The following is an 18042-nucleotide window of genomic DNA, read 5'->3' on the forward strand; positions in this document are numbered from 1 at the left end:
AAATAATAGGGATTCAGTCTGAAAAAGTAAAAAGCCCGGTGCGGAAGCATCGGGCTTTTTTTGTCAAAATATTCAAGTGCTTTTTAGGCAAAACTAATGAAGTGCAATCTTTTCTACCAGCCGTTCTTCACCCCTTAAAATATGGAGCAGGTAAATTCCTTTTTTCTGCCCGGAAAGATCGACCATGGTTTTACCAAAACTGTTACCTTGCTGCAACTTCACTTTATTTCCGACCAGGTCATAAACCTCAATATCAAATGGCTTGGAAAAGGCCGGTAAAATGGTAAATATGCCCTGGCTCGGATTCGGATAAATTACAAAGCTGTTAGCGAAAGCTACTTCTTCTGAAGTGTTTAATGCATTGCCATTCAGTTTATAAATAACCCCATTTCCACCGCTCCAGCCAAGGCGGTTGGTAATAAAAGCGGCACTATGATGCGCATTATTAGTTAACTGGGTCCAGGATAAACCACCATCTTGCGAAATAGAAAGGCCGGGGTTGGTGCCGGATCCGCTATAACTTACATAACTGTTTGGAGTACCGGGAATATGCGTAAGGCCATGTTCAAAAAAACTGCCTGAATAGTTTACAGCTGTCCAGGTTAATCCTCCGTCCGTTGTGCGGCTTAAAGCGGAACCTTTACTTATCAGGCCATTCATGGCATCCTGAAAAGCAATGCCCGCTAACGACTGTCCGGGTATATTAGGGATGTTGGTAGCTGAAACAGTCCAGCTCAAGCCTTTATCCGTAGACTTATACACCCGCATACTGCCTGCCGGCACCCAGATGGTGTTGCCTATTACAACCCGATGGTCAAAGGAAAAGTCATCCCGGTGTGCCGGTGGTAAATTACTTGCAGGTACTCTAGTCCAGGTAGTGCCGCCATCGCTGGTAGTATAAAATTCCAGCATATCACCCACAATTACCCCGTTGTTTGCATCAAAGAACTCTACCTGATTTACAAAAGAGTTTGTAGTGGTAAACATATTCGGGATATGAGACCAGGTTAGGCCGGCATCTGTCGTTTTATACACCCTGGTGTTTGCCCCGGACGCGATATAATATATATAAACTGTAATGTAAGCGGTGCTGGCATTTACTGCTTTCAGGGAAAATATATTGAAGGGATCCGTAATGCCTGGCAACGATACATTTACATCCGACCAGGTAAGGCCGCCGTTAGTAGTGCGTAGAATTTTATCGGGTCCATTGGTTGCGTTAAAGCTAAAGGCCTGGGCCCAGATTACGTTCTGATCTACAATAGCAACATGCCTAACCGTTTTTATATGCGACGGGACTGGCTGGGAAACCCATTGTGCCCGTACAGCTGAGATCGTGGTAATAAAGCTAACTAGAATTGCTAAAAATGCTTTCATACGGTATTTAAACAGGTTGGGATTATTTAAACAAAGGTTACCCAAATATAATGAGATTAGGTGGCATAACATTTCTAAAAGTAAAATCTGCTACAATTATGCTGCTAATTACCCGAAGTGCTATGGTTCAGACCTGAAAAAGTAAAAAGCCCGGTGCGGAAGCATCGGGCTTTTTGACTTTTAGAATGATTATTGAATTATTATCCTCTTTGTGATTATTTGCCCCCGGCTATAAATTCTTACAAGATACATTCCTTTTGGCTGGGCGGTAAGATCTAGGCGGGTACTGCCAAATCTGCTGCCTTGCTGCTGTAACACGCTTACTCCAAAAGAGCTGAACACTTCCAGGCGGAAAGGTTGATTGGTCGGATTGGTAATTGTGAAAACGCCAGTGCTTGGATTAGGTGAAATAAAGAAACTGTTAACCCTGGAAAAATCGTTTAACCCAAGTACGGTGCTGGAAAACTTATACAACGTATTTACACCGCCGGTCCACCCTGAGGTTGGGCTATAGAATCTTGGAAGTCTGTGCTGGATGGTATTTTCCAGGCTTATCCAGGTGTTGCCTCCATCATTTGAGTAAGAGGAACCAACAGGACGTGTTCCACCCGGACCCGTGCTGATGTAGGTATTGGTTGCACCAGGCACGTTGGAGAGGTAAAATTTTACTGGCCCGGTATAATTTACTGTAGTCCAGGTTTGACCGCCATCTGTAGTCCGCTTTAACTGAGAATTTGCTAATACTAAACCGTTATTTATATCGCTAAATGCTAAGCCCAGAGGTAAATTGTTTGGACCTGCCTGCGTTAATCCTGTATTGGCTACGGTCCAATGTAAACCTTTATCGTTCGACTTTAATACCCGCATCCCCAGTACGCTTATCCAGATAGTATTTCCAGATACTGCATAAAGATCCCCGCCGGTACCTACATCATTGTTGCCGTCTGGCGCAGGCAGATTAGAAAGCGGAACCCGGCTCCAGGTGCTTCCCCCATTACTTGTGGTATAGATCTCAAAATAGCCGCCATTGGTATCGCCCATCGTTACCCCGTCATTGCTATTAAAAAAGTGGATCATATTTGGCCAGCTGTTTCCGTTGTAGCCAATTGTTTGCTGAGTCCAGGTCTGGCCGCCATCCGTAGTTTTAAAAACTCCGGATATTGAAGCGGAAGGAAACCCAGCTTCTACTGTCGTAATCCAGGCGGTTGAAGCATCCAAAGCCGTTATGCAATTCACTTCTATCATAGGAAAGCCGGTAGCAGCAATCAGCGAAGAAACGGTCCAGGTTGCCCCTCCATTTGTGGTTCGAAGCAATTCGTTAGCTGAAGTTATAGCCCATACCACATTATTATTTACCGGCGAAATTGAGAGAACCTGGCTGTTCGAGACCTGCCCGGTTGTTTGACTTGCCCATTGGGCCCTGGCGGAAATACTGAAGCAGATGATGATTAGGAGTAGTAGAGTTCTTTTCAAGGCGGTCGATTTTAGTTTTAACAATCAATTGAAAAACAAATCTACTAACTAAAAATAACAAAGCCTTGTATATTAAGTATTCCCCGGATAGAGAAGCTGTGTCAGGCTACCCGGCTGGGAGGTGTGGCAGTCTTGGCCATACTCCGGCTGCCGGGAGAAAAGCAATCTGACTGAAGGAGCCATTTCAGTTCTTAGTACCGGCAATGGTAGACGTCCTGCCGGTAGGGTAAAATAAAAGCCCGGTGCGGATGCATCGGGCTTTTAAAAATGTTAGTAGTAATTATTTCTTTTTACCACCCGTGGACTTATTAGGAGCTTGGCTTAAAACTGAACCAGCTAAAGATTTAGCATTTGCTGAATAGCGGTTATCATTTAAGACTTTGCTTGCCAGTGCTGCTAATTTTTTTGAGGATTCACCGGATTTGGTCATAATCAAAAAATAAAGTTCCTACCAAAGTGGTAGTCCACCGGGATTTCCTATTTTCGAAAACAACTAGTATCTTTGCGCTCCGTTAAGAAAGCTATCTCTACTGTTGAAAAGGCGAACGGTATCCCAACTATTCTCCTTTTTAAGAAGTTATTAAGTCTCTAATTGCGTGCGAAACAATTAAAAGCTTAATAAACAACTTCAGTTTTAGCAATACTTAGTCCTTGACTAACTAATGCTTAGGAACTTAGGCCTGTTTTTTAACTGGTGCACAAAATCTGAAGAATTGCCCTTTTTTAGGGTAGATTTTTTTGCCGCCCTTCACAATGTAACGGCAGAAAACTTCTACATAGCCTTCAGTACATGCACCTTGTTCATCGTTTTTCATAGTAGATGAATAAGGTTAATAAACCGGCCAACACAAAGCCAAGGCCGACCTTGGCTAGATCTAAACCTGATTGTAATAAGCAATCAGGTTTTTTTATTGTAATTTCAATGGCTTTATATTTTTTTTCGGATACTATCTAATATTAGGGTGATGATTTCTAGATCATGCTTATCCTTAATAGTAATTTTCGTATCAATTTCGGGGCCTGTAATCTGTATCGAATAATATTTAGGTTGTTTAATAAATTGCTGGAAGTAGTTAATAATTTCAGAGTTTTTAGGCCCTGCTCCTGAGAGGTGTTTTTGACTTTCTACTTGTAAATCGATTTCAGGAAATAATGACCTTTGACCAATCTCATCTAAGTCAAGTAATTTGTTCTCTTCATTTATTAATTTAACAAGTTTTCCCCCATCTATAAAATACTTCGTAATTCTGCTAGTACTTTCCCCAGGAACATGGAATTCGTTGACTAATAAACCCTCGATTAGAGGAACCCTTAATCTCTGCCCTTTAATCTTTTCATAAAGATCATTGAAGAGTTTAAGCGACAAGAAAGATCTTCGTAAAAATGAAATTCTACTTTCTTCATCACCCGCATCTCTGATTTTTATGTATAAATCTGTTAGATGCAAAAAGCCTCTTGACGAATCTATTAGATTAAATTTTTCAGCTGTACTAATTACTGCACGAAAGGCTCCTCCTTGGCTCATTCCCATTCTATACCCACTTGCTTCATGAGTAGCCTTACCTCCTAAAGCATCGACAGCCTTTGCTAGATCATATGACCTTTTGAAAGATGCTTTTGGTAATTCTACAAGTTTAGGCATTAGACAGTCTTTAAATAACAATGCAATTTAATAAGGAATTATTGAAAAGCAATAACATGACTGAAATAATTCCGTTGTTTTTGGTCAATAAATGAAACATAAAATAAATTAGTCCTTGTTAATGCGTTTTTGAGTTATATTTTTTATTTTTAAAATTATAATTGGTCAAATTTTATTGTTTTTGCCTAAAAAAGGTGTGGATAATGCCTAGGGGTTTATTATAAAAAAAGGAGCCCATTTCTGAGCTCCCTTTTTATTTTAATCAGTTATTTACTTCTCGAAAACATACCGTTTGTGCATATCTCCTCCATTTGAAGAAACTAGTATCCAGCCTTCTGAATAAAGATCCCGAAAAGTTTTGGCTACCAGATCAAGGCGCATTGTATAAACTTTCTCATCTGGCGACTTATGATCAAATTTGATATACTTCGTTTCTTTCCCTGCTTCACTAATGTAAATCCCTTTACCAAGTGCATTGGAATTAAAGGGCTCAAAAACATCAACAACTAAAATTTGCTTTTGTGCTTTAGTTTGTTGGCTAAAGCCTAAGTAGCAAATGGAACAGAGAAAAATCGTTAGAATAACCTTTTTCAGCATATCAATCCCAATTATGATCCACAAGCCTCACAAGCATCCGGATTATCCAGGCTGCATTGCATGTCGGAATACCCTTGTTGCGCGTTAACAGTGGCGTTCTGCTTGGCGTTTACCATTGGCTCCAGCGTTTCGGCGGCTTGTTTTTCTACCGTGAACTTAATGGCGTCGGCGGCGGCTTTGGTGCGCAGGTAGTACATACCGGTTTTCAGGCCGCGTTTCCAGGCGTGGAAGTGCATAGAGGTAAGCTTACCGAAGTTCGGGTTCTGCACGTGCAGGTTCAGGCTCTGGCTCTGGCAGATGTAGGCCCCGCGGTCAGCACTCATATCGATAATGGTTTTCTGCTTGATCTCCCATACCGTTTTGTACAGATCCTTAATGTTCTGTGGAATGTTCGGAATGTTCTGGATCGAGCCGTTGGCCGCGATGATCTGGTTCTTCATGTTGTCGTTCCAGATGCCCAGCTTGATCAGGTCTTTCAGCAGGTGCTTGTTTACCACCATGAACTCCCCGCTCAGTACGCGACGCACGTAAATGTTAGAAGTATATGGCTCGAAGCTTTCGTTGTTGCCCAGGATCTGAGCCGTAGAAGCCGTAGGCATCGGTGCTACTAATAAAGAGTTGCGCACGCCGTGCTCAACTACTTCGTTGCGCAGCGCTTCCCAATCCCAACGACCGCTTTCCGGCTTCACGCCCCACATATCGAACTGGAAGATACCGCGGGAGATCGGCGAACCTTCGAAGGTAGAATACGGACCATCTTTCTTGGCCAGGTCTTTCGAAGCCGTCATGGCCGCGAAGTAAATGGTTTCGAAGATCTCTTTGTTCAGGCGCGCGGCCTCGTCGCTTTCGAACGGCATGCGCAGGTGAATAAAGGTATCGGCTAAGCCCTGCACACCTAAACCGATCGGACGGTGACGCAGGTTCGAGTTTTTCGCTTCTTCTACCGGGTAATAGTTAATATCGATAACCTTGTTCAGGTTCTTGGTAGCGTGGTAGGTTACTTCGTACAGTTTCTGGTGGTCGAAGAACTTCTTGCCGTTCGCATCTTCGGCAACGTAACGCGGCAGGGCTAAAGATGCCAGGTTACAAACCGCAATTTCGTCCGGCGCAGTGTACTCGATGATCTCGGTGCACAGGTTCGAAGACTTGATGGTACCCAAGTTCTGCTGGTTCGATTTAGCGTTTGCGTGATCTTTGAACAGCATGTACGGCGTACCGGTTTCGGTCTGGCTTTCCAGAATAGCAAACCACAGTTCCTGTGCTTTAATGGTTTTGCGGCCACGGCCTTCACGCTCGTATTTTTCATACAAACGTTCGAATTCTTTGCTGTGCGACGTTTCCAGTCCCGGGCATTCGTGCGGACACATTAAGGTCCAGTCGCCGTTCGCTTCCACGCGCTTCATGAAAAGATCCGGGATCCAGAGGGCATAGAACAAGTCGCGGGCGCGCATTTCTTCTTTGCCGTGGTTTTTCCGCAGATCCAGGAAATCGAACACATCGGCGTGCCAAGGCTCCAGGTAAACCGCAAAGGCGCCTTTACGCTTGCCGCCGCCCTGGTCTACGTAGCGGGCTGTGTCGTTAAACACTTTCAGCATAGGAACCAGACCGTTGGAAGTACCATTGGTGCCTTTAATGTAAGAACCCGTTGCCCGGATAGAACTTGCGCTTAAACCGATACCACCCGCGCTTTGCGAGATCATGGCGCAGTTTTTCAGCGTGTCGTAAATACCGGCAATGCTGTCCTCTTTCATGGTAAGCAGGAAGCAGGAAGAAAGCTGTGGTTTCGGCGTACCGGCGTTAAATAACGTTGGCGTAGCGTGCGTAAACCAGCGCTCCGACATCAGGTTATAGGTTTCGATGGCCGAATCGATATCGTCTTTGTGAATGCCGATGGCCACGCGCATAAGCATGTGTTGCGGACGCTCTACAATTTTGCCGTTCAGGCGCAGCAGATACGAACGCTCCAGGGTTTTGTAACCGAAATAATCGTAGGAATAATCGCGGTCGTAGAGGATAGAGGAATCCAGCACGGCGGCGTGTTTCTTAATTACTTCGTACACCTCGCGGGAAAGCAAGGCGGCGTTCTCACCCGTCTTCGGATCTACGTAGGTGTAGAGCTGCTTCATGGTGTTGAAGAACGACTTGCTGGTTACCTTGTGCAGGTTGGAAACCGCAATGCGGGCAGCCAGAATGGCGTAATCGGGGTGTTTGGTGGTGAGGGAGGCGGCGGTTTCGGCGGCCAGGTTATCGAGTTCTACCGTGGTAACGCCGTCGTAAATACCGTCGATCACTTTCTTGGCCACCTCGATCGGCGACACATAGATCATATTCAGGCCGTAGCAGAGTTTTTCTACCCGGGCTGTTACCTTATCGAACTTTACCGACTCACGTCTGCCGTCTCTTTTTACTACTAACATATTCTTCGTTCCTTTAAAATTCCACGGGGTCGAAAATCCCGCTTACGCATACATATTTTTATTCTGACTAATGGGAAAGCACCTTCTTCTTTTTACGAAAAAATGCCCTCTTAGGCTGGCTTGCTTTTCTATTCTAAAACCCTACCCTTTTACTGCAGTTTTTAAGCTGAAACGGTAGCGTTCCGGGGTTGGTTATTTGGTTAGGATGTAGGTGGTTACATTATAAGTGTTATTCATGCTAATAGGTACAGCAGTTATATTTCCAATTGTGTAACCTGACTTGGTATATTGATTTAACAAATTTGAAATAGTTTCTAAGTTTTTGTTTGACTCTGGTGAGTCAAAACCATTAACTAAGCTAATTTCCTTTACCATGTCTCCTTCGGCTATAAGAATTCTAGCTTTGTACTTGCTAAAATCTTTATGCGCTTCATATACTTTAATCGTCACCACACTTCCTTCTCCACCAACTGCATTAGTAAAAGAAAGCAGCGAAAAAAGCAGCGGTGCTACCAATCCAAGCAAAGCCAACTTCTTCAGAGACTTCATCTTAGTTCAGGGAAATAGCAATGCTTTTAATTACTTCTGCTACCGGAAGCACTTTTCCGGCTGCCACCTCCTGCCTGGCGTTTTCCACCTTCTCCAGGAATAAAAGCTTTTCTACCAGTTCCTCGGTTTTGAATTCCTCCGGCAGGCTGTTCAGGGTTTCTATTACTTTGGCTTTATTCATGGCTTTATACTTAAAATTAAGTTGAAAGTGGTTTGCTTTTTCAGCTGAAATGATAGCGTTTCTAACCACTTTGTGCGCTCTTTACGCTCTAGTGCTCTTCCTGGTGCTCTTCCGGATTTGTAATCCGGAAGTAAGTAGCTGCGGATTTGTAATCCGCCTTGCACTGCTGCTTGCTACAAAGTGCTAGGCTTTTCAGCTAAAAAGTCGGATTACAAATCCGAACCTCAAAACTTCCGGATTACAAATCCGGAAGAGCGGCATTTATATTTTCATGCTTCACTACTGTTCGCCGACAAGTTCCTTCGCTGGCGCTCAGGATGACAAAAGAGAGAAAGCTGAAAAACAGTCGAACATACGAATCTCGAAAATTCTAAAGTTCGAATTAAAAATCTTCATCCAAAGAGAAAACGTTATCGCTCCGTTCGGTCATTACGCCGGCTTTCTGGTACTCACCTACCCGCTTCTCGAAGAAGTTGGTTTTGCCCTGCAGCGAGATCATTTCCATGAAATCGAACGGGTTGGTGGAATTGTAGATCTTAGACGCACCTAATGCAACCAGTAAACGGTCGGCTACGAACTCGATGTACTGGTTCATTAAGGTGGCGTTCATACCAATTAAGGAAACCGGCAGCGCATCGGTCACGAATTCCTGCTCAATGGTTACTGCGTCTTTAATAATAGCGTGCAGACGGCTTTCAGGCAACTTGTTTTCCAGCATGGAGTAAAGCAGGCAGGCGAAATCGCAGTGCAGGCCTTCGTCGCGGGAAATAAGCTCGTTGCTGAAGGTTAACCCTGGCATTAAACCGCGTTTCTTCAGCCAGAAAATAGAGCAGAACGAACCGGAAAAGAAAATGCCTTCTACGGCGGCAAAAGCAATTAAACGCTCGGTAAAGTTTTCGGAATTGATCCATTTCAGCGCCCACTCGCCTTTTTTCTTCACGCAGGGTACCGTTTCCAGCGCGTTAAATAAATGGTCTTTCTCTTTCGGGTCTTTAATGTAAGTATCGATCAGGAGCGAGTAAGTTTCGGAGTGAATGTTCTCCATCATGATCTGGAAACCATAGAAACAACGTGCCTCCGGGATTTGCACTTCCTGCATGAAATTCACGGCCAGGTTTTCGTTTACAATGCCATCGGAAGCGGCAAAGAAAGCCAGTACGTGGCTGATGAAATGGCGCTCGCCATCGTTCAGGTTTTCCCAATCTTTGGTGTCCGCAGAAAGGTCGATCTCTTCGGCGGTCCAGAAGCTGGCCTGAGCCTGTTTATACATCTTCCACACGTTGTCGTACTGAATAGGCAGCAGCACAAAGCGGTTCGGGTTTTCTTTTAGAATTGGTTCCATAGCAGGTAAAGCTTTAAAATTCAACAACTTGCAACATTATAAAACAACTGTGCCCGCAGGGTGGTTCAGGTTTTATGGCTTTTCGCATGCGTCTGCCGCCGGAAGCGGGCGACGTAAAACGAGTTCAAATATAGGGAGGAATACGGGAGAAAGGGGCTGAAATTTATCCACAAAAAACAGTATTTCTCCACAGCTTTCAGGAGCTTGTTTTTCAATTGTTTAGGCACTGATTTTCCGGAACACGGGTGATTTCCACCGGTTAATTGTGGATAGCGGATTAACATACCAATATAGCGATAGGTAAATATTGGGACGGAAACAAAAATATGAGCGGCAAGGGTTTGGTAATCTGAAAAATAGGAGGTACTTTTGCAGACTTAAAACAAATTTACATAGAAGCTGATGTACGCAATTGTAGAAATCGCAGGTCGACAGACCAAAGTAGAGAGCGGCAAGTTCATCTACACTAACAAGCTTTCCGGCAATGAAGGGGACGCCGTTGAGTTCGCCAATGTATTACTTACTGACAATGATGGTAAACTGAGCATCGGTGCGCCATTCCTGAATCTGAAAGTTACTGGCAAAATCTTAGGTCACGTGAAAGGTGACAAGGTTATCGTTTTCAAGAAGAAACGCCGTAAAGGTTACAAGAAGAAAAACGGTCACCGTCAGGATTATACCAAAGTTCTGATCAACTCGATCGGTTAATTCCCTGGTTATTTTTCAGTTAAAAAAGTTTAAAACACATCTGGTTTCGGCCGGATAAATTATAAAAGAAAATGGCACACAAAAAAGGAGCTGGTAGTTCGAACAACGGCCGTGAGTCGCATTCCAAACGCTTAGGCGTAAAAATTTACGGTGGTCAGCCGCTTATCGCTGGTAACATCATCGTTCGTCAGCGCGGTACTGCGCACCACCCGGGCCTGAACGTAGGCATGGGCAAAGACCATACATTATTTGCGATGGTTGATGGCGTAGTTGAATTCAAAAAAGGAAGAAAAGATCGTTCTTACGTTTCTGTAATTCCGTTTGAAACTGAAGCGCAGGCATAACGTATAAAGTATTGTAAGTAACTTAAACCGGTTTTCTAGCTGATTAGGTTACTTTAGAAAAGGGAAGCGGTTAGCTTCCCTTTTTGTTTTATAAGGGTTTTCTGCTTTAGTTCTGCTTTGATTGTTGTTGTCTGCTGAATCAATGGCTTGCAGCTTTTAGTTAGCTTTCTCCCTCAAGCCGGGTGGCTTCGTTTCTACGTTCGCGTCTTCTATTCAAACTGGCCTAGCGGCCTGCCTCCGGCACCGTATGAATAGGAGGCCGCGCACGTAGAAACTGGGATCAGTTTTCCTCCGTGGCTGGCTTTCTTTTATTTAGTTTTTATCAGTTAATGTGGTTTTCAGGGGCGCTGCGCTGGCGATATGCGTGAGATAAAAAAAAGAAAATTCTGAAAATTCTGTTAATCCTGAAAATCCTGATTCAGACAAAAAAAGCTGCTCATCTTTCAATTAAATCCTGAAAACGCTAACTTCTGCAACAAAAAAAGGCTGGCTGTCGTATAAACAGGTATAGGCGAAGCCTGTGAGATAAAAGTAATTCGTTTCTGCCGTAAGTGGCAGGATAGATAGAAAAAGGGGAGCAGAAATGCTTCCCTTTTTTGTTTTACCAGTAAATTCAAATTGGCGAAAAGCTTATAGCTAAAAACAAACCTATAGCTAGTTTAAAATAAAAGCGCTTCCCAAAGATTTGGGAAGCGCTTTTGGTGGAAAACAGGAAGCTTTGGAGATGCCTGGCTTCAGGAAACCGGGTTCTAGTTTGAAGAAAAATAGGTGTAGCTTTCGCCTGGATCCTGTCTGGTTGGGTACGGGCTTTTCGGCCGGATGGCTACCAGGGTAAAGTGTCCTTCGCAAATGCGGGCAATTTTGCCTTTCGGGGTTTCGTGCTCGGCGGTAACTTTAAAATCGATGGTATTTTTTCTCAGACGCGTCATTTTAGAACGAATGGCTACCATGGTACCGGCAATGCCGGCAATAAAGTAAACCTGCTCGGCATCGTTCGATAATAGGGTGCCGTAGTTGATGGTCGGTAAAACCCGGGTGGCCGTATTGGTGACTGCCCGATCCATTTCGGTTAAGATATTTTTAAGTAAGATGTCCATGGTCTGGTTAAATTAATTGTTTCCGAAGGGCGAAATCTCCGAAGGTTTCATTGGTTCTCCTGGTTATCTTAAAAGCAGCCAGAAGAGTACTTAGTTCATTTAAAAGCGCTGATTCTGAAAGGTTTAGCTTAAAGACCTTGTTCAGGCGGCTGCCGCTTGGGTTGCCGCCTAGGTGCAGGTTGTAAAAGCCCGGCATGGTGCCTACCAGACCGATCTCCGCCAGGTAAGACCGGGCGCTGCTGCCGTCGTAACCCGCCAGGCCGATGCTGATCTCCTGCTCGCTGAAGCCATATCTGGCCAAAAGCTGCAGCAGACTGGCGTAAGGTTCGGGTGGTTTGCCTGGGTGCGTTTCCAGTGCTGCAACCTTTGTTTTAAACGGCTTGGTTACCTTCACCTGATCCTCCGGCTTAAAATTAACGGGAGAAATGACCTTAAAATTATTTTCGGCGACCTGTAAAGCCAGAATTTCGGTATGAGTTCGGTGCATGGGGTTGGTGGCAATTGCGTTTTTCATGATAATTGGTTTTTAAAGGTTTAGTAATTGGTTTTAAGGATTTCAGAAGCGTTTGCTTTCTGGTTGGTTTAAATAGTTTTGCTTTAAATAAAAAGCCCTTCGGGCGGCGGCTCGAAGGGCTTGGGTGGTTTTATCGCTTGTAATGCTTAAGTACGGATAGGCCAGCTTTGCTCCTTCGATGGGTATAGCGCTTCATCATGCAAGGTTTATGATTGCAGTTAAAGCAGAAAGAGACAATAATGAGATTCTTAATCATGTCAGTTTATATAGTAGACACAGGTTTCAGAATGCCGGCATCTATGTTTTTTTATTAATCGGCTTGGCGAAGAATTCTTCTGGCTATCCTTTAAAATTTGTTTATCCGGCTTGTGCCGGAACTTTATTTAATCTGGTTTAAAATAAAAAAAGCCCTCCGGTTCTCCGAAGGGCTTTGTATGTTTCTTGATAAAATCCTCTGATCCTTATCCAATAGCATTCCCTTCGGCGGCCGGCAAGTGGCGCTTCATGCAGTTAAAAGGAAGGACAATATTCTGGATGCTGTTTTTCATTACGCTACAAAGGTAAGACTTAACCGGGCAAACTTCCAAATTTATTTTTTATTTACCGGGCGATGCTTGTATTTTGTTAAGTTTAAAAGCCTTTTGTTTAAATCCTAAAGCGGCTTTTTCAGGAGGGAAATTCGTAAAATATTTCCTGTAAATGCTTGATTTTCTGAAAAATAACAGTGTAAAACTGTAGTTATTGAGGCTGTATCTCGTCTAAGACATACAATACCGGCTTGCTCGGACTGGCATCCAGGGTCAGGCTGGTGATCTGAATATTCAGCAAATACAAGCCGTCTTTTATTTCATCAGGAACGAAAATAAGCTCGGTAATGGTGGCGTTTTTCCGGGTGTTTTCCGGGTACTGCCAGAAGGCATGATGCGCCAGCAACTCGCCGCCATCTTCTTCCCGGTCAACCGACGGAAGGTCGACGAGTAAATGTTTCACTTCACTTTGCACCAGAAATTCGGCTAAAGCAGCTTCCAGGTACGTGGGATTGGTACCGGAATATTGGGCCGTTTTTTTCGATTCCGCATTTTCCAGGGTCCGGATGATGATAGCTTCCGGTTGCTCCGCGCTGAACTTTGGCTTTACGTCTTCCAGCATTACTACCAGGTCGCCGTTTTCCTGCTTCTTTGGCACTACCGAAATAACCTGAGCCACAAATAAAAACTGCTTCAGGCAATTGTAAATGGTGGCTTCCGGATCGGGGGAAATATGCCCGTAGCATTCGGTATGCGTGCCGTTGCCGTGCGGCGTAACGTGCACGCGCTGGTAATTGGTGCAACCGCCTTCGGCCACGCTGCCCACAAAACTCCCGATCCGGATCGTATCGAACTGCACGGGTTCCGCCCAGAAACAATTCACGGTATCTGCTCCGGGTTTTAATGGCAGAGAAATATCGAGCGGGTTTTCCGGGCTGAAGCGGTACTGTTTCCCGGCGTGCGTGATGGTGGCTTGCATTGTTTTAAATGGGGGGATTTTACAATGTGGAAATTTGGAAATGAGGAAATGTGAAGATGGGGAGGAAATCTGAGATTCGGAAACTGGCTGAATCAGGATTTGCAGAATTTCAGAATTTGCAGAATTCCGTACGGACAGGGCTTGACCTGTCCCCGGGCATTCCCGATCAAACATTCCTGATCAAATATGCCTAATCAGATACTGTGCGGACAGGTCGCGACCTGTCCCTACTTCATCACAAACAAATCCAGCGCAATCTGATCGGCCAGCAACTTTCCGGCATCCGTTAATTTTAATTTGTTTCCGGAAATTTCGGCCAGGTTACGCTGCTGCAATTCGGCTAAATATTCCTTTTGCGAAACCAGCAGATCGAGGTTGAACTGGTTCTTGAGGTAGGCTAGATCGGTTCCCCAGATGGTGCGCAACGTGGTAAGCATGTATTCGTTGGCCTGGTCTTCCAGCGAAAGGTTTTCCAGCGTAAAAGGCAGTTCGTCTTTCTCCAGTGCCGTGATATACTGGTGGTTGTGCGCTATGTTGAACTGCCGCGAAACACCGTTAAAGGAATGCGCACTCGGGCCAATGCCCAGGTATTTCACCCCTTGCCAATAGCTGCTGTTGTGCTTCGATTCGAAACCGGGCTTGCAGAAGTTGGAAATCTCGTATTGAATAAACCCGTGCTTTTTCATTTCCTCCAGTAAAATTTCGAATTGTTGCGCGGTGAATTCGTCTTCGGCGGGTTTGAATTTGCCTTTCTTCGTCCAGTTGCCTAAAACGGTTTGCGGCTCCACGGTTAAAGCGTAGCAGGAAACGTGCTGCACATCGAGCGCAAACAGTTCTTCCAGGTCCTTGCGCCAGATAGTATGGTCCGTTGCCGGAACGCCGTAGATCAAATCGATGGAAATGTTCTGGAAGCCGGCCTGCTTTGCGCCGCGGATGCTGTTGCGGGCTTCCAGGGCATTGTGGGCGCGGTTCATAAAACTCAGATGTTCCCCGTGAAAACTCTGGGTGCCAATGCTCAAACGGTTTATGGGCAAGCTCCGTAATTCCCGGATCTTAATCGGTGTCAGGTCATCGGGGTTGGCTTCAAGGGTGATTTCGGCATTGGGATCTACATTGTAAAGGCGGTAAACAGTATCGAGAAGGCGCTGCAAACTGCTTACCGGCAACAGCGAAGGCGTGCCGCCGCCAAAGTAAATCGTCTTGATCTCTTCGCCGCCCAGGTAATCTTTGCGCAATTCCAGTTCCCGCTTCAGCGCATCAACCATCGGGATAAGCGTAGTTGTGTTCGTGCTGAAATGAAAATCGCAATAATGGCAGGCTTGTTTGCAGAAAGGAATATGAAAATAAAGTCCGGCCATGGGTAGATTTGAAGATTTGAAAATGTGGAAATTTGAAAATGGGTTTTGGGAATAATTCTGATACGGTTTTAAATTCAGGTTATTCGAACGAAAACAGGTTTCTTTGTCGTTAAAGTGCTTTAGGTTCCTTTATTCTAACATGCAGGCTTTCGTTTCGTTCAGCAAATACTTTGCAGCTTTCCTCCGGAAGTCTAAAGCCGCATTCCCGAGCCCGAACAACGAACAACGAACAACGAAAAACGACCCTCCCAGCAACGAACAACCAGCAACCAACGACCAAACAGTGCAAAGGTACAAACTTGCCCTGTGGTTTCTTGCCTTTTGCCTGGGGCTGAATGTTGCCGCTGCTCAGGATACGCTTACGAGGGTTGCTCCTGATAAAGTCCCGCTCCGTTTCCGTACCACCGAAGCAGATAAAGCGGTTTTACGCAAATACAAGTTCAAACGGGAAGCGCCGGATTCTTTAAGCGCCGTGCAGGTGGTGCGTAACCTGGTGCTTGCCTTGCAGAAAGATGCCTACCTCACGGCTTCGGCCGATAGTTTTTTTCTGAAAAAAGATACCCTTTTCGTGGACCTCTACATTGGGCAGCCTTTTAAATGGGTAGCGCTGAAGAACGGAAATTTAAGCGAAGGCTTGCTGCAGAAGTCCGGCTTCCGCGAACGTTTTTACCGGAACAAGCCCTTCAACCCCGACGATTTTGTAAAGCTGCAAAAGCGGGTGGTGGAATACACCGAAAACAGCGGTTATCCGTTTGCCTCCCTGAAACTCGATTCAGTGCAGATAACCGGGAACGGCGAAGTACAGGCTATTGCCCGCCTTACCCGCGGCCCGCTTATTACTTTCGATTCGGTGGTGGTACAAGGCCGGACAAAGACCCAATCGCGGTTTTTGTCACGCTACCTACAGATCCGCCCCGGACAGCCTTACGAACACCGGAAAGTGGAAAATTCCTTGCAATTACTGAAACAGTTGCCCTATTTACAGGTTTCGCGTGCGCCGCAAGTACGCTTTGCCGAAAATAAAGCCCGTTTGTACTACTTTATCGAAGACCGGAACGCGAACCAGATCGATGCCCTGATTGGGGTGTTGCCACCGGACGAAAACGCCGAAGATAAAAAAGTAATGCTGATCTGGGAAGGCAACCTGAATATCCGGAATATTAAAGGCACCGGAATTCAGCTTGGTTTGCAGGCGCGGAAAGTGGACCGGAATTCCCAGGTGCTCGATGCCAATTACCTGCAACCTAACATTCTGGGTTCGCCCCTGGAAATGAGCGTGAACTTTAACCTCTACAAGCAGGACACCACCTTCATGACCATTAAGCCCCGGCTGGAGTTCGGCTACTATACTACCCGCTACGGGAAGGTCAGTTTCTTTACCCAGTCGCGGAGCTCCCGTTTGCTTTCCACGGCCAACCTGAAAAACCTGACTTCCATGCCGGAATACGCCGACGTAAAATATACGTCCTTCGGCGCGGCCTACCTCTGGAACAACCTCGATGATTTTTACTTTCCCCGGAAGGGTTTGCTGATCAGCGGGCAGCTGGCGCTTGGCAACAAGACTATTGTGCGCAACCTGGCCCTGGAGCCGCAAAGCATTTACGATACCCTGAAACTGAAAACCACCCAGTTCACCGGCAGCCTTCGAGTAGAAAATTATGCTCCCATCGGGAAGAATGGGGTTTTACTGGCTCGTTTGCGTGGCGAAAACCTGGTAAACGAGCAGATCTTCCTGAACGATATGTTCCGGTTAGGAGGTTTGAATTTATTGCGCGGCTTCAACGATTATGAGTTCTATGCGTCCTCTTACCTTTTAAGCACGCTGGAGTACCGTTTTTTTACCGCCGAAGATTCGTACCTGCTGCTTTTCTACGACCAGGCGTATTACCAGAGCAAGCTGCCGGGGGCCTTCAACGAAGATATGCCTTTGGGAATTGGCGCCGGCGTGAGCTTCAGTACCCCGGCCGGGGTGTTTCAGTTCGTTTATTCGGTAGGGCGTTCGGAGTTGCAAAAGCAGCTTAGCTTAACCAATTCGCGGGTTCATTTCGGTTTGGCGAGTAAATTTTAACTTTTTTTGAAAATTTTTCGTAAAATATTTGCAGAGTCAGGAATCTTTCCTACTTTTGCATCACCAAACAGTGCGGGATGGAGCAGTTGGTAGCTCGTTGGGCTCATAACCCAAAGGTCACAGGTTCGAGTCCTGTTCCCGCTACCTAAAGGGCCTTACAGGAAGTGTAAGGCTTTTCTTTGAAAAAGTAACGTTGCCGCCTTGCACGTTCAATGGTCCATTCGTCTAGGGGTTAGGACACCAGATTTTCATTCTGGTAACAGGGGTTCGATTCCCCTATGGACTACTTCAAAGGCCTTCAGTTAATCCTGAGGGCCTTTTTTCTTTATACTGCGTACACATTTGCGTACTAATATTTAGATTGGCTTTATTTCAATACTTAAATAAAGCAGGGCTTCCACTAAAAGAAATCAAACTTAAGAGCGAGCTTTCTGAAAGGAATAAGTTTCATTAGCTCCAGCACTTCTGGCTCTATTGGAAAAGCAAAATCATCCTGAAACCAGACGATAGCTAAGGCAGCATAATCAGCATCCTGGATTGCATAATCCTCTACCCTGGCAACACAGGTAATCCTGGGAAGCCTTACTGCCTCTTCCCCTTCAGAAAATAGTGGTGCAATTTCTAGTGGAGTAAGCTTTGGTTCTACTATATAAACTGCTTCCAGGTAACATACCCTTTTAGCAACTGCTACAGCATTCTCTATTTCTATTCTATTCATTCTGGCACTTGGAACCCCTTCCATCTGGCTTTCATACGTACGCCATTGCAGGAGCTTATTTATTTTGACTTTTCCTTTCCCTTCAACTATTATCTCCTGGTTCATTCTTTCATTTGTCTTAGTTAATCACAAAGCGTTGTTGGTTTACGAT

18 protein-coding genes and 2 tRNA genes are annotated in these 18042 nt (G+C 45.2%); 5 read left to right on the forward strand and 15 right to left on the reverse strand.

The features are described 5' to 3' along the window. Positions 1 to 93 precede the first annotated feature (93 nt). The 10 genes from F0P94_RS07005 to F0P94_RS07040 form a co-directional block, all read right to left on the reverse strand. Positions 94 to 1377: a T9SS type A sorting domain-containing protein gene (locus F0P94_RS07005; protein ID WP_191906951.1), complete on the reverse strand. Its 1284-nt coding sequence runs from the start codon at positions 1375 to 1377 to the stop codon at positions 94 to 96. 189 nt (positions 1378 to 1566) lie between these two features. Further along, complete coding sequence (locus tag F0P94_RS07010; protein ID WP_191906952.1) at positions 1567 to 2874, reverse strand: T9SS type A sorting domain-containing protein; 1308 nt, start codon at positions 2872 to 2874, stop codon at positions 1567 to 1569. A 256-nt stretch (positions 2875 to 3130) separates the two neighbouring features. Further along, positions 3131 to 3280 carry a hypothetical protein gene (locus F0P94_RS19620; RefSeq protein ID WP_191906953.1) on the reverse strand — a complete coding sequence of 50 codons (150 nt, stop codon included), beginning with the start codon at positions 3278 to 3280 and terminating at the stop codon, positions 3131 to 3133. Between the two features lie 244 nt (positions 3281 to 3524). After that, positions 3525 to 3665: a hypothetical protein gene (locus F0P94_RS19625; RefSeq protein ID WP_191906954.1), complete on the reverse strand. Its 141-nt coding sequence runs from the start codon at positions 3663 to 3665 to the stop codon at positions 3525 to 3527. A 113-nt stretch (positions 3666 to 3778) separates the two neighbouring features. Beyond that, positions 3779 to 4492, reverse strand: coding sequence for a hypothetical protein (locus F0P94_RS07015; protein WP_150903167.1), 714 nt, complete (start codon positions 4490 to 4492; stop codon positions 3779 to 3781). 270 nt (positions 4493 to 4762) lie between these two features. After that, on the reverse strand, positions 4763 to 5089 hold the full coding sequence (locus tag F0P94_RS07020; protein ID WP_150903168.1) for a hypothetical protein: 327 nt from the start codon (positions 5087 to 5089) through the stop codon (positions 4763 to 4765). An 11-nt stretch (positions 5090 to 5100) separates the two neighbouring features. After that, entirely contained in the window at positions 5101 to 7506 is a 2406-nt protein-coding gene (locus tag F0P94_RS07025) for a ribonucleoside-diphosphate reductase subunit alpha (protein WP_150903169.1), read from the reverse strand. Positions 7507 to 7698: 192 nt separating this feature from the next. After that, a complete protein-coding gene (locus F0P94_RS07030; protein WP_150903170.1) occupies positions 7699 to 8055 on the reverse strand; it encodes a hypothetical protein in 357 nt (118 codons plus the stop codon). A gap of 1 nt (position 8056) precedes the next feature. Then, positions 8057 to 8236, reverse strand: coding sequence for a hypothetical protein (locus F0P94_RS07035; protein WP_150903171.1), 180 nt, complete (start codon positions 8234 to 8236; stop codon positions 8057 to 8059). 382 nt (positions 8237 to 8618) lie between these two features. After that, positions 8619 to 9578: a ribonucleoside-diphosphate reductase small subunit gene (locus F0P94_RS07040; RefSeq protein WP_150903172.1), complete on the reverse strand. Its 960-nt coding sequence runs from the start codon at positions 9576 to 9578 to the stop codon at positions 8619 to 8621. A gap of 402 nt (positions 9579 to 9980) precedes the next feature. On the opposite strand from F0P94_RS07040, the gene rplU reads away from it, so the two are divergent. Both rplU and rpmA read left to right on the forward strand, forming a co-directional pair. Next, entirely contained in the window at positions 9981 to 10286 is a 306-nt protein-coding gene (gene rplU / locus F0P94_RS07045; protein WP_150903173.1) for a 50S ribosomal protein L21, read from the forward strand. A 71-nt stretch (positions 10287 to 10357) separates the two neighbouring features. Next, positions 10358 to 10630: a 50S ribosomal protein L27 gene (rpmA, locus tag F0P94_RS07050; RefSeq protein ID WP_150903174.1), complete on the forward strand. Its 273-nt coding sequence runs from the start codon at positions 10358 to 10360 to the stop codon at positions 10628 to 10630. Between the two features lie 749 nt (positions 10631 to 11379). On the opposite strand, the gene F0P94_RS07055 is transcribed toward rpmA, so the two are convergent. The 4 genes from F0P94_RS07055 to hemW all read right to left on the reverse strand — a co-directional run bounded on the left by F0P94_RS07055 (position 11380) and on the right by hemW (position 15105). Further along, positions 11380 to 11727 (reverse strand): hypothetical protein, encoded by a 348-nt coding sequence (locus F0P94_RS07055; RefSeq protein ID WP_150903175.1) that lies wholly within the window; start codon positions 11725 to 11727, stop codon positions 11380 to 11382. Between the two features lie 7 nt (positions 11728 to 11734). Further along, positions 11735 to 12241, reverse strand: coding sequence for a hypothetical protein (locus F0P94_RS07060; RefSeq protein WP_150903176.1), 507 nt, complete (start codon positions 12239 to 12241; stop codon positions 11735 to 11737). Between the two features lie 738 nt (positions 12242 to 12979). Then, positions 12980 to 13747, reverse strand: a complete 768-nt coding sequence (locus tag F0P94_RS07065; RefSeq protein ID WP_150903177.1) for a cyclase family protein — start codon at positions 13745 to 13747, stop codon at positions 12980 to 12982. 227 nt (positions 13748 to 13974) lie between these two features. After that, a complete protein-coding gene (hemW, locus tag F0P94_RS07070) occupies positions 13975 to 15105 on the reverse strand; it encodes a radical SAM family heme chaperone HemW (RefSeq protein ID WP_150903178.1) in 1131 nt (376 codons plus the stop codon). Between the two features lie 139 nt (positions 15106 to 15244). Between hemW and F0P94_RS07075 the strand changes: the two genes are divergently transcribed. The 3 genes from F0P94_RS07075 (at position 15245) to F0P94_RS07085 (ending at position 17459) form a co-directional block, all read left to right on the forward strand. Then, positions 15245 to 17173: a BamA/TamA family outer membrane protein gene (locus tag F0P94_RS07075; RefSeq protein ID WP_150903179.1), complete on the forward strand. Its 1929-nt coding sequence runs from the start codon at positions 15245 to 15247 to the stop codon at positions 17171 to 17173. 71 nt (positions 17174 to 17244) lie between these two features. Continuing rightward, positions 17245 to 17317 (forward strand) — tRNA-Met (locus F0P94_RS07080). Between the two features lie 70 nt (positions 17318 to 17387). Further along, a tRNA-Glu gene (locus F0P94_RS07085) sits at positions 17388 to 17459 on the forward strand. 114 nt (positions 17460 to 17573) lie between these two features. Here the strand turns inward: F0P94_RS07085 and F0P94_RS07090 are convergent. Beyond that, positions 17574 to 17996 (reverse strand): hypothetical protein, encoded by a 423-nt coding sequence (locus tag F0P94_RS07090; protein WP_150903180.1) that lies wholly within the window; start codon positions 17994 to 17996, stop codon positions 17574 to 17576. Between the last annotated feature and the right edge of the window lie 46 nt (positions 17997 to 18042).

The organism is Adhaeribacter soli (genome assembly GCF_008727925.1).
Taxonomy (GTDB): domain Bacteria; phylum Bacteroidota; class Bacteroidia; order Cytophagales; family Hymenobacteraceae; genus Adhaeribacter_A; species Adhaeribacter_A soli.

What these genes read in the sequence shown, in the direction of transcription:
- F0P94_RS07015 (WP_150903167.1), bottom strand. Translation starts at nt 4,492, where the DNA reads ATGCCTAAACTTGTAGAATTACCAAAAGCATCTTTCAAAAGGTCATAT.
- F0P94_RS07005 (WP_191906951.1), bottom strand. Translation starts at nt 1,377, where the DNA reads ATGAAAGCATTTTTAGCAATTCTAGTTAGCTTTATTACCACGATCTCA.
- F0P94_RS07030 (WP_150903170.1), bottom strand. Translation starts at nt 8,055, where the DNA reads ATGAAGTCTCTGAAGAAGTTGGCTTTGCTTGGATTGGTAGCACCGCTG.
- F0P94_RS07055 (WP_150903175.1), bottom strand. Translation starts at nt 11,727, where the DNA reads ATGGACATCTTACTTAAAAATATCTTAACCGAAATGGATCGGGCAGTC.
- F0P94_RS07090 (WP_150903180.1), bottom strand. Translation starts at nt 17,996, where the DNA reads ATGAACCAGGAGATAATAGTTGAAGGGAAAGGAAAAGTCAAAATAAAT.
- rpmA (WP_150903174.1), top strand. Translation starts at nt 10,358, where the DNA reads ATGGCACACAAAAAAGGAGCTGGTAGTTCGAACAACGGCCGTGAGTCG.
- F0P94_RS07065 (WP_150903177.1), bottom strand. Translation starts at nt 13,747, where the DNA reads ATGCAAGCCACCATCACGCACGCCGGGAAACAGTACCGCTTCAGCCCG.
- F0P94_RS07035 (WP_150903171.1), bottom strand. Translation starts at nt 8,236, where the DNA reads ATGAATAAAGCCAAAGTAATAGAAACCCTGAACAGCCTGCCGGAGGAA.
- F0P94_RS07075 (WP_150903179.1), top strand. Translation starts at nt 15,245, where the DNA reads ATGCAGGCTTTCGTTTCGTTCAGCAAATACTTTGCAGCTTTCCTCCGG.
- F0P94_RS07025 (WP_150903169.1), bottom strand. Translation starts at nt 7,506, where the DNA reads ATGTTAGTAGTAAAAAGAGACGGCAGACGTGAGTCGGTAAAGTTCGAT.
- rplU (WP_150903173.1), top strand. Translation starts at nt 9,981, where the DNA reads ATGTACGCAATTGTAGAAATCGCAGGTCGACAGACCAAAGTAGAGAGC.
- F0P94_RS07040 (WP_150903172.1), bottom strand. Translation starts at nt 9,578, where the DNA reads ATGGAACCAATTCTAAAAGAAAACCCGAACCGCTTTGTGCTGCTGCCT.
- F0P94_RS07060 (WP_150903176.1), bottom strand. Translation starts at nt 12,241, where the DNA reads ATGAAAAACGCAATTGCCACCAACCCCATGCACCGAACTCATACCGAA.
- F0P94_RS19625 (WP_191906954.1), bottom strand. Translation starts at nt 3,665, where the DNA reads ATGAAAAACGATGAACAAGGTGCATGTACTGAAGGCTATGTAGAAGTT.
- hemW (WP_150903178.1), bottom strand. Translation starts at nt 15,105, where the DNA reads ATGGCCGGACTTTATTTTCATATTCCTTTCTGCAAACAAGCCTGCCAT.
- F0P94_RS07020 (WP_150903168.1), bottom strand. Translation starts at nt 5,089, where the DNA reads ATGCTGAAAAAGGTTATTCTAACGATTTTTCTCTGTTCCATTTGCTAC.
- F0P94_RS19620 (WP_191906953.1), bottom strand. Translation starts at nt 3,280, where the DNA reads ATGACCAAATCCGGTGAATCCTCAAAAAAATTAGCAGCACTGGCAAGC.